Source organism: Candidatus Tisiphia endosymbiont of Melanophora roralis (genome assembly GCF_964026575.1).
Classification (GTDB): Bacteria; Pseudomonadota; Alphaproteobacteria; order Rickettsiales; family Rickettsiaceae; genus Tisiphia.
Genome location: NZ_OZ032161.1, coordinates 1531478 through 1546545 on the forward strand (window position 1 = coordinate 1531478; position 15068 = coordinate 1546545).

A 15068-nucleotide genomic window follows, 5' to 3' on the forward strand; every position below is an offset into this window, starting at 1 on the left:
AATGCATTCGCGTTAGCCGCTTTAAGAATGCATTTTTCCTTATATTAAAGCCAATTAGGGATAAGAATTAACTAATTCTTATCCCTAATTGAAGTTTATTGTAAGTTTGAAAGTAAAGCTTTAGCCTGCTCTTTAACTACTTGAGTTGTACTTTCTAGTGATATTACCTTTTTCAAGGTATTTTCTGCTAAATCTTTTGAGTTATTGTTAATATACCAAATTGCTTTGATAATATTGGCAGTACCAAAGAATGGTTTATTCTCATCATCAAAATAATTTAAATATTCCTCGATTTCATTAGTGTTTACATTAGATAAATTTGTTTCGTCTATCATTAAACTTAACCAAACTAGACGTGCATATGCACTTGTTAATTCGGTATAATTCTTGTTATCAATAATTTTCTTTAATAAAGTTCTAGCTTCTATAAAATCTCCTTGATGTATTTTTATGCTAACTTGTTCGATAGCAGCAAGCTCTCCTACTTTATTATTACTTGTTTCAATTAAATTATCCAACGACTTTATGGTTAGGTCTTTGTTGTCATTGATAAGCGACATAGACTTAACTAAAATATCACCTGTCTTTTGATTATTCTTTATTTTCTTACCGCCAAGCCAATTGTTTATTAGCATAAATAATACAACTATTAGCGCGAGGATTATAGTTATAGGAAGAAGTTTTTTAAAGTAATAAAGTTTCTTTTCTTCATTTTTATCATTTAAAACTTCTTCTAAAATGTCAGTCATTATTATTTACCTTTTTGTTCATAAGAACCTAACGCTTACAAGCAAATTTGGTTCTTGCGTCCTTAGCTCTTTTTATTGATGTAGCTGGTCTACTCGGAAATTCTGTTTCAAGTTTATTAAGAATAGAGCATGCCTCTTGTATTTTTTTCAATTCTCCAAGAGATAATGCTAATTTTAACAATGAGTCAGAAGCTTTAGAACCTTTTGGTGATTGTTTGTAACCTTTTAGATAATTTATAGCCGCTTTATCAAACATATTACGCCTAAAAAAAGATTCTCCGTACCAAAAATACGCATTACCTACCAAAGGACTATTAGAGTAATTTTTTAAAAAATTTGCAAATTTTTCTTCTGCATCGGTTAATTTATTATCTTTTAAAGAGGCAAGTGCTAAGTCATAAAGTTGCTTATCTTTTGCTATCCCCGAAATGGGTTTCGCAGTATCATACGACACAACTTCTTTTTGTACTTTTTTAGTAGACGATATTTCAAATACATCGCTATCTATAGAATCATCTGATAAATTTTTTGTTGTACTGGTATCATCAGAATTTATTACCTCTTGTTTTGTAGAGCCTAAAATTTTCTCTAATTTGGCAATAGTATGTTCAATTATTTCGACTCTGCCAAGTAAGTGCTGATTCTCTTTTTCCAAAATATCTAATCTTTCTGTACAATCATTAGATGAATCAAATTTCAAACTCTTTCTAGTAATTTGATTTCCAGCAAATACTTGCGTAGAAATCAAAATAATCAATAAATGTATAGCAATTGCTTTCATGAATTAATATTTAATTTAATATGTTGTAAAACCATCTGAGTATACTAGAAAAATTATAATAATCCACTTAAACAGCTTTTGGCATCTGTTGCAATATAAAGTTTTTCACTTTCTCAAATGCTGTGTTCTCAATCTGCCTAATTCTTTCCTTAGAGATTTTATATTCAATACTAAGAGTATCAAGAGTTTTTGGAGAATCTTTTAATTTACGCTCAGTGAGAATATGTAATTCACGATCATTTAATATCTTCATCGCTTGTGTTAGCAAATTATGTTTGTTAACAGAATCCTCTTGGCTAATTAATCTTAGCTCTTGACTTGGACGGGTTTCCGGTAAAAATTCAATTAGCTCGCTATCACTGTTATCATTTCCACTATTTACCAAATTATTCAATGATAAGTCTGGACCAGATAACCTAGAATTCATTTCACTAACTTCATTCTTAGTCACTCCAAGTTCTTGAGCAATTTGAACAAAATCTTGATCTGTAACAGCTCTTGAATATAGGTTAGTGATTTTATGCTTAATTTTACCAAGGCTAAAAAATAACTTTTTTTGTGCTGCCGTAGTACCCATTTTAACCAAAGACCAAGACTTTAGGACATATTCATGGATTGAAGCTTTAATCCACCACAAAGCATAAGTAGACAAGCGAAAACCTAAATCAGGATTATATTTCTTTACTGCTTGCATAAGACCTAAATTCCCTTCTGACACAAGCTCATTTAGAGGTAGTCCATAATTTCTATATCTAACAGCAATTTTTGCTACCAATTTCAAGTGACTAGTTACTAGCTTATGAGCAGCTTCTAGATCATTCTGCTCAAGATAGGCTTTGGCAAGTAGAAACTCTTCCTCTTGTGAAAGTGACGGAACTTTATTGATCTTTTGCAAATACTGATAAAACCCTGATTCTGCAGAAATTACTGGCACACTGATTTTGTTAGTCATATAATACCTTTAAAATAGATTCCTTTACTTAGGGGATATACTAGAATGGGTACATAATATCATAAGTTTAAAATATTTTAAATAGACTTCTTGTAAAAAATTGAAATTTGACTTTTTACAAAAAGAGAGCAACATTGTGTTACAAAAATCTAATAGAAATTTTGCCTTAGCCCTAGTTAGTTTAGTACTTAGCATGGTTTTTTTAAGCTTTGCATCAATACCAATTTACAATTTATTTTGTAAAGTCACTGGATATGGTGGTACTACCACAAGACAAGAACTCAATATATATTCTCCTAAAAAAGGAACTAGAACCATAACTATAGAATTTGATTCCAATGTTGACAGTAAATTGCCTTGGCGATTTATTCCTAAGCAAAGGAGGTCTAAAGTTACCCTAGGACAAAATACACTAATTTTTTATGAGTCTGAAAATTTAAGTAACGATGATATAATAGGAACTTCCATTTATAATGTTACACCTAATAAAGCTGGCAAATATTTTGTTAAAATACATTGTTTTTGTTTTGAAGAACAGTTATTAAAAGCAGGAGAAAAAATGTTGATGCCAGTGACATTTTTTATAGACTCTGATTTTGAGGAAGATAAAGAAATGAATGATGTGGATACAATAACCTTATCTTATAGTTTTTATAAGGTAAGAACCATTGAAAAAGATTCAATGAAATTCAAATAATAATTTAAAAAGTAGAAATTTAGTATATATTTATATAGCTAACCCGATAGCATCTAGCCGTAGTAAATTGACGTCTATTAGCGAAAAGCCGAATGTGACAAAGCAATCTAATAAATGTGGATTGCCACTACACTCACGTGGTCTCGCTAATAGACTGGAATATTTTTACCCAACGTCATTGCGAGAAGCCACTTTAATAGCTCCTCGCAATGATGGAGTAACATCAATCAGGTTATCTATGCTTTTAATAGACTTCTTTCGAAACTCTACTTCTGCTGGTGATTTGTACGTCGATGCGGTACTCGAATCCTCACGTACATTAGAGTACGCTGCGGGTCGAGGTTCCGCGTCTCCTTCAAATCCCTCAGCATAAGCGAGTTTCGAAAGAAGTCTAATAGATGATTTTAATAAAAAAAGTTAATTATTTTATGACCATAACAATTCATTCCCAAGAAAACTTTAAGAAAATGCATATTGCAGGCAAACTTGCTGCAGAAACCCTAGATTTTATTACTGATTACGTAAAACCAGGGGTGAGTACGATCTATTTAAATGATCTTTGCCATGAGTTTATTGTGTCTAATAATGCAATCCCTGCACCTTTGAACTATAATGGGTTTCCAAAATCAATTTGTACTTCTGTTAATCATGTAGTATGCCATGGTATTCCAAATGATAAACTCCTTAAAAATGGCGATATAATAAATATTGACGTTACTGTAATTGTCGATGGATGGTATGGTGATACTAGTAGAATGTATTATGTTGGTGATGTAGGAATTAAAGCAAAACGCTTAGTGCAGGTTACTTATGATGCTATGATGATAGGAATTGAACTAGTAAAACCAGGAGTACATTTAGGAGATATCGGAAATGCTATACAAACTTATGTTGAAAAACATAATTATTCAGTTGTTAGAAATTATACTGGTCACGGGATAGGGCGTATATTTCATACAGAACCAACTATTCTACATTATGGCAAAGCTGGCACTGGCTTGGTCTTGGAGGAAGGTATGTTTTTTACTATTGAACCAATGGTAAATGCTGGACATCACTCCACTCATCTAAGTAAATTAGACGGTTGGACAGTTACAACAAGTGATAAATCATTATCAGCACAATTTGAGCATAGTTTAGGCGTAACCAAAGATGGTTTTGACATTTTTACTTTATCACCAAAACATTTGATACATCCACCTTATAAAACAGACTTATTGTAAAACTAAATATGAAAGATGATATACCCCATTATATTGGGCATAGACAACGCCTAAGACAACGTATTATTGTTTCTGCAGAAAATCTTGCAGATTATGAATTACTTGAAATGATATTATTTTGTGTAATACCTAGAAAAGATGTAAAACCATTAGCAAAGGAATTATTAACACAATTTGGTAGTCTCGCTAATTTAATAAATACAGATAAAGAAAAATTGCTTAATATTAAAGGAACTAATGATAATTTATATGTAAATTTTGTCATTATGCGTGAACTAACTAACAGAATGCTAAAACAAAAAGTAATAAATCAAAATGTAATTAGTTCTTGGAACGTTCTAATAGACTATCTAAAAGCAACGATGGGTAGCATGAAGACAGAACAATTTCGTATCTTATTTTTAAATAAAAAGAATGTCCTAATTGCTGATGAAGTTTTAAGCCAAGGTACTATAGATCAGGCAACAATATATCCAAGAGAAATAATTAAAAGAGCTTTATTTAATGAAGCTGGTGCAATTATATTGGTACATAATCATCCAAGTGGTGTTAGTAAGCCTTCAAATACTGATATTGAACTAACACACAAAATAGTAGAAACTTGTGCTAATATGAGCATATCGGTTCATGACCACGTAATTATTACAGCCAATGAATATTTCAGTTTTAAATCTAATATGCTGTTATGAGTAACTTTATTAATTATAGTTTTTTGTTTTTATTATCTTTTATAGCAACAAGCTTTCTTACTTGGTTATTGATTTCTAGTCTTCCATCTTTTGGAGTGGTGGATATACCAGATCCACGTAGAGTACATAGTAGAATCACACCAAGAGGAGGTGGACTTGCGATAGTTATAGTGGTAATAATTGCTCTTATCGCCTATGAATATTTTTCAACAAAAACTCTGATAAACTCAATTAAAATTGTACCTTTACTGCTGATCATTTCTACAATTTCATTTTTAGATGATCTTATTTCTATTCCGATATTTGTAAGACTAATTTTTCACATAATTTGTTCTACAATAGCCATTTTTTTATTTTTATCTCCAGTAGTATTGTTTCATCACGAATTACCTTTATATATTGATTTTGTACTATCTATAATAGGATTGATTGTCTTTTTAAATATTTATAATTTTCTTGATGGAATAGATGGTATTAGTGGTACTGAATCTATTCATTTATCGATCACTATATTGATACTTTGTTATCTAAAATCTGATATAATAATAAATATAAATTTTATAATTGTGCTTAACATCATTATATTAGCATGTTCCATAGGTTTTTTGATATTTAACTGGCATCCTGCTAAAATCTTTCTAGGGGACGTAGGTAGTATAAGCTTAGGATTTTTATTAGGTTTATGTTTGCTACTTATTTCAGCATCTAGTGTTCATTTGTTTGTTGCTTCATCTATTGCTAGCTTATATTACCTAGCAGATGGAGGATTAACCATACTAATTAGACTAGTTAATAAGGAGAAAATTTGGCAACCTCATTTAAAGCATTTTTTTCAAAAAGCAGTCAGAAATGGAAAAAGTCATAAGGAAGTAGTGAGTAGAATTATAATATGCAATATATTACTTATGGTATTATCAATCATTTCTCTGTACTTTCCTTTATTATCAATTATCTTTGCTATATTAGTAGTAATGGTTACAATAATTAATTTTGCCCATGAAACCGCTTAGCCATGACATCAACATAATTATTAGACGAATCTTTGGTAAACAACACCCATTGCTTGCAGAAATTATGATTAATTGGAGCAAGATTGTTGGACCAAAATTTAGTAGCAAAACTAGCCCATTAAAAATATCTAGCCCTAAAGAGAAAGGACAGAGAATAAATATTTTACATGTACAAGTGGAAAATTCGAGCATCGCCTTAGAACTATCATTTCATCAACAGATAATTATTGAGCGTATTTCCGTTTATCTAGGTTTTAAGGCCATACATAGTTTAAGAACTACAATATATGCTACAAGAAATAATTAGAATAGACTTCTATTTTCATCGAGTATTATCCTGAAATCTTGGAAATATAGGCTCTGGCTGGCTAATGTTACTACCTGGAATTAAAATAAACTCCTTTGTTAAATGTTTAAACATTCTCTGACTTTTTGGTACACCAAGCTGATCAAGCATTTTATTAGCCGAATCAGGAATAAATGGCTGTAACATTACAGCAATATATCTTAGTGTCTCAAGTAGCGTATATAACACCTCATTCATCCTTATAGGATCAGTTTTTTTTAACTGCCAAGGGGCTTCTCGATCTATATAAATATTGGCTTCTTCGGTTAAAGTAATAATATTTTCTAACACAGAATTAACAGCAAAAGTCTTAGTGAACAGTGAATTTTCTGATATAATTTGGTGGGATAGCTTCATTAAAAATGACTCATAAATGCTATCGATAGATTCCTTGCTAATTGACGGAATTTTTGCCTCATTGTTATTATAAACAAAGGCTAGAGTTCTTTGCAATAAATTACCAATTTTATTAGATAGCTCACTATTCACTCTATTGATTAAGCTACTACGAGAATAATTACCATCTGAGCCAAATATTACCTCTCTCATCAAATAATACCTAACTGGATCTAAACCAAACTCTTTTATTAATTGCAATGGATCAATTACATTCCCTATAGATTTAGAGATTTTTTGCCCTTCATTAGTCCACCACCCATGTGCCATAACACATTTTGGTGGCGGCAAGCCAGCTGCCATCAAAAATGCTGGCCAGTATACGGCATGAAAGCGTAATATATCTTTACCGACTATATGAACATCAGCCGGCCAAAATTTGTTATACTGGTTTGTATCATTTGGATATCCTAAAGCCGAAATATAGTTGGTTAGTGCATCAAGCCATACATATATTACGTGCTTTTCATCATTTGGTACTTTAATTCCCCACTTAAAACTAGAACGTGATATGGATAGATCATGCAATCCGGATTTGACAAAACTAATAACTTCATTACGTCTAGTATTTGGTCTGATAAAATCAGGGTTGGCATTGTAAAAATCTAATAATTTATCTTGCCATTTTGATAGGGCAAAAAAGTAACTTAGTTCTTCAAGCCATTCAACAGGAGCTTTAGTCGGAGCTAGTCCATCTTCTGTTAATTCTGATTCATCATAAAAAGCCTCATCACGCGTCGAGTACCAGCCTTTATAGCTATCAAGGTAAATATTGCCACTATCCAGCAATTTTTGCCATAGACTACTTACTGCTTGTTTATGCCTAGCTTCTGTAGTTCTAATAAAATCATCATTAGAAATGTTCATTGAGTGCATTAATGTACGAAAAGTTTCAGATACTGTATCGGTAAATATTTGTGGTTCAACATTTTTGGCAATAGCAGATTTTTCTACCTTTTGACCATGTTCATCAGTACCGGTCAGAAACATTACCTCTTTACCTGATAAACGCATAAATCTTGCTATTACGTCAGACGCAACGCTTGTATAAGCATGCCCTATGTGAGGTATATCATTAACATAATAAATAGGGGTGGTAATATAATATGTATTTTTCATAATGAATTTATAATGGATAAACCTATATTTGTTATAGTTATTCTTGCTAAATATGTATACTATAAAAATAGTTAATTTGAGCCGCTTGTTGCCGATGAAAGCAAGCCAGTGTCATCTCGAAATCAAGCAGTCACAAGTATACATTAGAATAAGAATGTAAATCTTTTGACCTAAGGGTGAATAAGATGGAGTTTAGAAAAATATGTTTTGTAACGTGCTACATCTCTTGTAAGAAGAGGAATATTTAATACAGACGCATGTGCTCCGATAAAGAAATCTGGTAATACGGAGTTTTTCTTGCCACTATTTGCTTTTTTATATTGTATAAAAACTTTTCCTGCTAAAAATAGGGCTTCTTTAGGGATAGGAAGAACTTTAAAATTATTGCCGATTACTTCTTCAAGTTCTTCAATTCTTTCAAATCCTATTGAAACTTCTGTATATATATAATCATTAATTGCTAATTCATGAAATTGCGATAATTTTAACAATTGGTTAGAAGACCAATTATACCACCTAGCATCACAGGTGATAATATCTAATAATATATTACTGTTAACTAAGATTATGATCTAGTTAATTTCATTATGGTATCAGTAGACATTTTTACTGTGCTTTTTCCAGACATATGCAATATTAATTTATTACCTCTATCATTTTGATTTTGATATTTTTTTAATAGAACGCCGTCTTCTTTTTCTATAAAAGTGATTTCTGTATCTGGCAAAAAGCCAAATTTACTTCTAATATCTATAGGTATAGTTATTTGCCCTTTACTAGATATTTTCATAATTATTACCTCGTGCTTTCGTTGTGCTATAAAATATAAGTGGTACTTTATCGCTTATTCCCCAACACTGAGCCGTATTTAAGCAAAGCAGTAGCTGAAACAGTTATAGTTACCTCACTTGTGCTTGGTTCTGCAACTGGCATATTAACCACACTATCATCAGCATTTACAGGTGATCCCATCATCAATCTAGGCACTGGCATTCTCCTTGCTTCAGGATCAACATTTATCATAGTGAATCCATCGTATTCTTTACCAAGAGCTTTAGCTACACGTATAGCTCGTTGCTTTAGTTTTGCAATAGCAGCTTCTATCATAGAATCTCGAATGACTTCTCTTTTTTCATTAGAAAGAGTATAATTTAAACTTTGTATTAATAGCCCTTCATTCTGTAATTTTCCAATTAATGTCAATAAAGCCTCAGATGATTTGCTTTTCAGTGATAATACCTGAGTACCACGCCACATTTTTTTCTTTACTTTATCTTTTTTATTATCAATATTTTGGTCTTGGTTATATTGGTAAACATAATATTGTTCTGTTGATACAGTAATATCTTCAACTTCTTTAGCCATTTTTACTGCTTTAGACATCATTAGGTTAATCTCATCCTGTATATATTTTAGATCAACTCCTTCTTTTTCTATTCGCATACTAGATATAAGTAAATCTTCTTTTACATCCATTTGTTCAGTAACAGATATATTAAGATACGAACCATCCTGATTTGTTGGTAAATCTTTAGACTGCATAGCAATTGCTGGTAAAGTAAATGATATTAACGCTATAGCAATAGTAAGAAGACTTTTATACATAATACCTACCCCTAGAATAGTTTTGTTTTTTGAGATTATCCAAAACACTCCATCTTATTTCAAAAAATTGTACTAATAATATAACCAAAGTTAGGCATATTTTTAGCAAAATTTAACTTTTGCCCCTGATTTTGAATCCTCTCTTAATAGTGATATTTACATTGCACTATATAAATAGTGTTATCTTTAGTGGTATATACTAACCTATGCTCCTGATTTATTCTTCTTGACCAATATCCAAATAAACTAAATTTTAAAGGTTCAGGTTTGCCAATACCCGAGAAAGGTGAACGAGATATATCCTTGATTAACTGGTTAATTTTTTCTAAAATTTTTATATCATTTTTCTGAAAATAAAGATAATCCTCCCAAGCATCATTATGAAATAATACTTTCATTTATAGTGATATTTTTAAAATTAATATTTTCGTTAAGGTCATTAATTGCACGGTTGAGTCTTTCTGAATTTTTAGGACTCTTTAATAAGTAGCAAGTTTCTTCTAAAGCATTATAGTCATCAAGGGACATTATCACTACAGATTTTTGTTTTTGTCTAGTAATGATTAAAGAGTGATGATTTGTACAAACTTTATCCATAATGCTAGATAGCTTATTACGTGCTTGTGTATAAGATATTGCTTCCATTATATTGACATATTTAAGTACATGTACATAATATTATTACATACTCTACGTTAGATCAATATTAAAAAGAAAAATTTTCAATAGATTTTGTCTTAACCTATTTTACTATAGTTTAACCATCGAATATGTTTATTATATAACATACTTTAATAAGTATAACAAAGTTAATTGATATAATGCTCGTTTTTTTAATAACATAAATTCAAATCAAATAATATTGATGTTCTGTATCAGATATGATATTGTAAATTTACAGAAATTCTAGGTTTTGTATGCCTACTAAACGATTATTGGTATCTTTAGATGAAGAATTTTTAATGAAATTACAACTTCTAAAGTCAATAATAAATCATCATCTAATATAGCAAAAAACCTTATTATTGCTATGTTTAGAACTTCAAGAGGAAAAAATGTTTGCTAAATTAGCAGATATAAAGAATTAGTTTTTTCTTTATTATTATATTAATTTATAACTCATCAAAAAATACTTATGGTACTGCATCTTAAACACTATATACAAATAATCTTATTTTTAATTCTATTTATTTCTAATGCTAATGGCGAAGAAAATAATACTAAGGAGTACATTTCCCCTTTACAGTTAGCTATAAATGAAATGGGTCTAAATAGGAGTTTAGAATTGACAAACACTCTGATTAGTCAAAAACTATCAAGTGTTGAATCGCCTACATCTGTTATTATTACTATTGAACAGTCAGGTTTGCTGGATGACTCTATTGCAGCAATACAAACTGTATTTGTTTTTTCTTTAAATAATGATATATGGACATTAAGTAGTAAGACAACTAAACAAAGATGCCAACGAGGTAGAGGTCATAAGGGCTTCTCAACAAAACCGTGTCATTAGAGTTAAAGGATATTAGCAACATTTACGTAAAAATGTAGCATAAGGCTGTAAAGCAGTATTTTTTAATCCAAAACTGAGGTTTAAAGCAACTTTTGAAGTAGGGGGAATTATATGAAACATTATACATTATTAGAGCGAGAGTTAGAGCAAATTTTTCAAATTAATAACGTGATTAACATACTTTATTGGGATATCGCAGTAAATATTCCGCATGGATCAATTGATAGTAGAACAAACGAAATAGCACTACTATCTTCCATAGCCCACTCTAGGTTACAATCGAAAAAATTAGCTGAACTAATAGAATCTGTCTCTGAAAACGTGAACACTCTTGATGTTTGGCAGTTAGCTAATTTAAGAGAAACAAAAAGACGAATTACAGAATCTACATGTATAGATGATGATTTATGGAAAATGTATGTTACTGCTAGTGCAAAATGTGAGTTAATTTGGCGAGATGCTAGAAAAAATAATGATTATCTATCACTTAAACCTTACCTACAAACAGTATTAGATTGCGTACAAAAAATGGCTAAATCTAAAGCCAATGCACTAAACTGTTCTGTATACGATGCTTTACTTGACACATATGATCCTGAACGCACACTTGATGAAGTTAAAGTAGTGTTTAATAATCTAAAAAAAACTATACCAGAATTAATTAGTCAAATAGTAGAAAAACAAAGTAAAGAAAATGTTCTACCTATCACTAATAGTATTAGTGAAGCACAACAAAAATTAATTGCTAAAAGGCTTATGGAAATAATGGGTTTTAACCTCACTAAAGGTAGGTTAGATGAATCAACCCATCCATTTTGTAGGGGTACTCCTGATGATGTTAGGTTAACTAATAGATATAATGAGCATAATTTTATTTCAGGGATTATGGGGATTATGCATGAAACTGGTCATGGTTTATATGAACAGGGCTTGCCCAGCAAATATAAAAACCAACCAGTAGGTAAGGCTAAAGGTATGGCTGTCCATGAAAGTCAATCTTTATTTATGGAAATGCAAGTAGGTAGGTCAGAGGAATTTTGTCAATATCTATCAAAGCTACTTAAGGATGAATTTGGATTTAAAGGACTAGAATATTCTGCAGAAAATCTTTACAAATTAATGACAAGAGTCAAACTTGGTTTTATTAGAGTAGAAGCAGATGAAGTGACTTATCCAATGCATGTAATAGTTAGGTTTGAACTAGAAAGATTGCTAATTAGCGGAGATTTATCTTTGGATGATCTACCACATTATTGGAATAATAAGATGCAGGAATATTTAGGCATTACTCCACAGAACGATAAAGACGGATGCTTACAAGATATACATTGGCCAATGGGCAGTTTTGGTTATTTTCCATCCTATACTAATGGAGCAATTATTGCTTCAATGGTCATGAAAAAAGCACAGGAAGTTAATCACAATATAAAAAAGGAAATAACAAGAGGAGAATTCAATGGTGTAAACCAATTCTTAGATAATAATATTAGAAGCTATGGCTCATTAAAAAATACCAGTGAATTAATTAAAGACGCTACGGGTGAAGATCGCATTCAATCGGAAATATTTTTAAAATATCTCCAACAAAAATATTTATAACTTATTTAACCTCAAATATCTGTAACAAGTTAATATTAGGCTCAGTATTATCGCCACCCCTGCGGAAGCAGGGGTCTAAAAAAATAGCCAAGAAGACTATTCAACATTTTTAGACCCCGAATCCGTCATTCGCACCGAAGGCTCTCACTGGTCTAGGATGACATCACCGACTTAAACCGGACACCAACACGCCTTCACGGGGATGACGACATTGTAAATAACTACAAATGTAGTACTAGCTAAAGCTTTTACTTGGATAACCGTGAAAGTAATATCAATAAAAACTCTTAGGATCTATATCCACTTTCAAATGACAAAAAGCAGGGATTTTGATTAAACTTAACCATGTTTGTAAAAATTTTTGTAAATTAAATTTCCTATCCACTATGATTAGAATACGGTAGCGAAACTTTCCTGCTAATTTAAACATTAATGCACTAGATGGCCCGAGTATTCTAGCTGAACTTTTTGGTGCAATTGCAACTAGAGTTTTGGATATTTCAAGCACTTTATGCTCATTTTTCCCAGACAAAATTATTGATGCCATTTTGGTGAAAGGAGGCATATTCTCTGCTTGCCTTGTTTCAAGTTCATATTGTAAAAACTGATCTCCTCCATTTTTTATATAACTAAATATAGCATTATCTGGGTAATAAGTTTGCATTAATACTAGACCTTTTTTATCTTCTCTTCCTGCCCTACCTCCTACTTGGTGAAGTAGTTGATAATTGCGTTCACTTGACCGCAAGTCTCCACTACTAATAGCCCCAAGATCAGCATCAACAACACCTACTAAAGTAAGGTTGGGAAAGTGATAACCTTTAGTAATCATCTGAGTACCAATTAGAATATCAATCTCAGAATGCTCCATTTTATATAGTAATTCGCGGATCTTTTCAGGTTTTTGGGCATAATCTTTGCTAATTACCGCAATTTTACTATCAGGAAAAAGATGCCTAGTTTCTTCTTCAATTCTTTCAATCCCAGGACCACAAACAGTTAAAGAGTCTTCTTCCCGACAATCAGGACAAAAAATATGAATCCTACTTTGATAACCACAATGGTGACATTCAAGTTTTTTGCTAGATTTATGTACCACTAACCAAGCAGAGCAAGAATTACAAGTAAAACGATAACCACAAAGTTTACATAGCATCACAGGGGCATAACCCCTACGATTCAAAAATAATAACACCTGCTCTTTACTTGCTAGCTTTTTACCAATTAATGCTATTAACTCCTTAGATAAGTAAGAATTTTTTGATAATTTCTCCTTTTTCATATCAATTATTTGAATTTCTGGCAAAGTTGCCTCCTGATAACGATTTGACAATTCAATTAATTGATACTTATTGGTACTTACGTTATAAAGTGTTTCAATAGACGGAGTAGCCGAGCATAATACTACTTTTATTTTGGATAAGCTTCCCCGCAATACCGCCACATCGCGAGCATTATATAATATACCATCATCTTGCTTATAAGAACTATCATGCTCTTCATCAATAATAATTAATCCAAGATTACTATACGGTAGAAATAGACTACTTCTAGCACCAATTATAACTTTAATTTCATTGTTGAGCAAACCCCTTAAAATCATCTTTTTCTGAGCTTTAGTAACTACAGAATTCCATATTACTGGCTGAAAGCCAAAGCGTGCTATAAAACGATTTATAATTTGCTGACTTAAAGCAATTTCTGGTAACATTATCAATATTTGGTTACCTTGCTTCAAATAATCAGCCAATAGATGAAAGTAAATTTCTGTTTTACCTGATCCGGTTACTCCCTTAATAATTGATGGTTTATCCGATTGACTTAATAGAGAAAGTGCTTCTTGTTGCTCTATTGAAAGAGTTGGCAAAATAAAATCTTTGTTTAATTCTTGATGCTTTATTTTTATAGGTTGCTGGGCAATATCGATCGGCAAAGCCAACTTAGCAACTGAACCAAGTGAAGTCATATAATAATTAGCAGCCCATTTAATTAAATCTAATATTTCCTGATTAAACCTAAATTCAAGTGGCACTTTCTGTTTAATAGATTTGATTTTAATAATTCCCTCTGAAACTTCAGTATCTAATTGCCAAACTATACCCGTTAATTCTTTATTTCTAAATGGGACAACTACTAAATCTCCTATAGCTAATTTTAATTCATTTGGAATTAAATAATCCAACGGGAAAAGCTTAGCTAATGGTAATAATATTTTGGCAACTTGCATTGAAATTCATTTTCAGGTCATTTGAGTATACCATATAGTATATACTATATACTATATACTAATTATCAGAAGCACTAATAGATAAACAACAACAAAATGCAAAAATATTGATCTTTTTCAAAAAAAATATAATAAATTCCTAGTAATATTCTAATTTTTAGT

Annotated in this window: 17 protein-coding genes; 7 read left to right on the forward strand and 10 right to left on the reverse strand. The window is 31.1% G+C overall.

The genetic code is table 11. From position 1 onward, the window contains the following. Positions 1–95: 95 nt before the first annotated feature. The 3 genes from AAGD53_RS07390 to rpoH all read right to left on the reverse strand — a co-directional run bounded on the left by AAGD53_RS07390 (position 96) and on the right by rpoH (position 2482). The gene (locus tag AAGD53_RS07390; protein WP_341762752.1) at positions 96–749 is read right to left on the reverse strand and encodes a DUF2659 family protein; all 654 of its coding nucleotides are present in this window, start codon (positions 747–749) and stop codon (positions 96–98) included. Between the two features lie 28 nt (positions 750–777). Further along, positions 778–1530, reverse strand: coding sequence for a tol-pal system protein YbgF (ybgF, locus tag AAGD53_RS07395; RefSeq protein WP_341762753.1), 753 nt, complete (start codon positions 1528–1530; stop codon positions 778–780). 67 nt (positions 1531–1597) lie between these two features. After that, on the reverse strand, positions 1598–2482 hold the full coding sequence (gene rpoH, locus AAGD53_RS07400; protein WP_341762754.1) for an RNA polymerase sigma factor RpoH: 885 nt from the start codon (positions 2480–2482) through the stop codon (positions 1598–1600). Between the two features lie 136 nt (positions 2483–2618). Here rpoH and AAGD53_RS07405 point away from each other — a divergent pair, with 136 nt between their 5' ends. The 5 genes from AAGD53_RS07405 (at position 2619) to AAGD53_RS07430 (ending at position 6408) form a co-directional block, all read left to right on the forward strand. Further along, on the forward strand, positions 2619–3179 hold the full coding sequence (locus AAGD53_RS07405) for a cytochrome c oxidase assembly protein (protein WP_341748108.1): 561 nt from the start codon (positions 2619–2621) through the stop codon (positions 3177–3179). Positions 3180–3607: 428 nt separating this feature from the next. Then, positions 3608–4402 carry a type I methionyl aminopeptidase gene (gene map / locus AAGD53_RS07415; RefSeq protein WP_341762755.1) on the forward strand — a complete coding sequence of 265 codons (795 nt, stop codon included), beginning with the start codon at positions 3608–3610 and terminating at the stop codon, positions 4400–4402. 8 nt (positions 4403–4410) lie between these two features. Next, the gene (radC, locus tag AAGD53_RS07420) at positions 4411–5091 is read left to right on the forward strand and encodes a RadC family protein (RefSeq protein ID WP_341762756.1); all 681 of its coding nucleotides are present in this window, start codon (positions 4411–4413) and stop codon (positions 5089–5091) included. Continuing rightward, complete coding sequence (locus tag AAGD53_RS07425; RefSeq protein WP_341762757.1) at positions 5088–6101, forward strand: UDP-phosphate alpha-N-acetylglucosaminyltransferase; 1014 nt, start codon at positions 5088–5090, stop codon at positions 6099–6101. Before radC ends, AAGD53_RS07425 begins: the two co-directional genes overlap by 4 nt. Beyond that, on the forward strand, positions 6088–6408 hold the full coding sequence (locus AAGD53_RS07430) for a DUF721 domain-containing protein (RefSeq protein WP_341762758.1): 321 nt from the start codon (positions 6088–6090) through the stop codon (positions 6406–6408). Before AAGD53_RS07425 ends, AAGD53_RS07430 begins: the two co-directional genes overlap by 14 nt. 15 nt (positions 6409–6423) lie before the next feature. On the opposite strand, the gene metG is transcribed toward AAGD53_RS07430, so the two are convergent. The 6 genes from metG to AAGD53_RS07460 all read right to left on the reverse strand — a co-directional run bounded on the left by metG (position 6424) and on the right by AAGD53_RS07460 (position 10212). Beyond that, positions 6424–7962 (reverse strand): methionine--tRNA ligase, encoded by a 1539-nt coding sequence (gene metG, locus AAGD53_RS07435; protein ID WP_341762759.1) that lies wholly within the window; start codon positions 7960–7962, stop codon positions 6424–6426. A 170-nt stretch (positions 7963–8132) separates the two neighbouring features. Then, on the reverse strand, positions 8133–8534 hold the full coding sequence (locus tag AAGD53_RS07440) for a type II toxin-antitoxin system VapC family toxin (RefSeq protein ID WP_341763451.1): 402 nt from the start codon (positions 8532–8534) through the stop codon (positions 8133–8135). After that, a complete protein-coding gene (locus AAGD53_RS07445; RefSeq protein WP_341762760.1) occupies positions 8528–8752 on the reverse strand; it encodes an AbrB/MazE/SpoVT family DNA-binding domain-containing protein in 225 nt (74 codons plus the stop codon). The genes AAGD53_RS07440 and AAGD53_RS07445 overlap by 7 nt, the downstream gene beginning before the upstream one ends. A 47-nt stretch (positions 8753–8799) precedes the next feature. After that, the gene (locus tag AAGD53_RS07450; protein ID WP_341762761.1) at positions 8800–9567 is read right to left on the reverse strand and encodes an SIMPL domain-containing protein; all 768 of its coding nucleotides are present in this window, start codon (positions 9565–9567) and stop codon (positions 8800–8802) included. Positions 9568–9710: 143 nt separating this feature from the next. Further along, positions 9711–9965 carry a Txe/YoeB family addiction module toxin gene (locus tag AAGD53_RS07455; protein WP_341761710.1) on the reverse strand — a complete coding sequence of 85 codons (255 nt, stop codon included), beginning with the start codon at positions 9963–9965 and terminating at the stop codon, positions 9711–9713. Beyond that, positions 9946–10212 carry a type II toxin-antitoxin system Phd/YefM family antitoxin gene (locus tag AAGD53_RS07460; RefSeq protein ID WP_341761711.1) on the reverse strand — a complete coding sequence of 89 codons (267 nt, stop codon included), beginning with the start codon at positions 10210–10212 and terminating at the stop codon, positions 9946–9948. The genes AAGD53_RS07455 and AAGD53_RS07460 overlap by 20 nt, the downstream gene beginning before the upstream one ends. Before the next feature lie 490 nt (positions 10213–10702). Here AAGD53_RS07460 and AAGD53_RS07465 point away from each other — a divergent pair, with 490 nt between their 5' ends. Next, complete coding sequence (locus AAGD53_RS07465) at positions 10703–11080, forward strand: hypothetical protein (RefSeq protein ID WP_341761712.1); 378 nt, start codon at positions 10703–10705, stop codon at positions 11078–11080. A gap of 111 nt (positions 11081–11191) precedes the next feature. Continuing rightward, positions 11192–12679 carry a carboxypeptidase M32 gene (locus tag AAGD53_RS07470; RefSeq protein WP_341762762.1) on the forward strand — a complete coding sequence of 496 codons (1488 nt, stop codon included), beginning with the start codon at positions 11192–11194 and terminating at the stop codon, positions 12677–12679. 274 nt (positions 12680–12953) lie between these two features. Here the strand turns inward: AAGD53_RS07470 and AAGD53_RS07475 are convergent, their stop codons facing one another. Then, entirely contained in the window at positions 12954–14906 is a 1953-nt protein-coding gene (locus AAGD53_RS07475; protein WP_341762763.1) for a primosomal protein N', read from the reverse strand. Between the last annotated feature and the right edge of the window lie 162 nt (positions 14907–15068).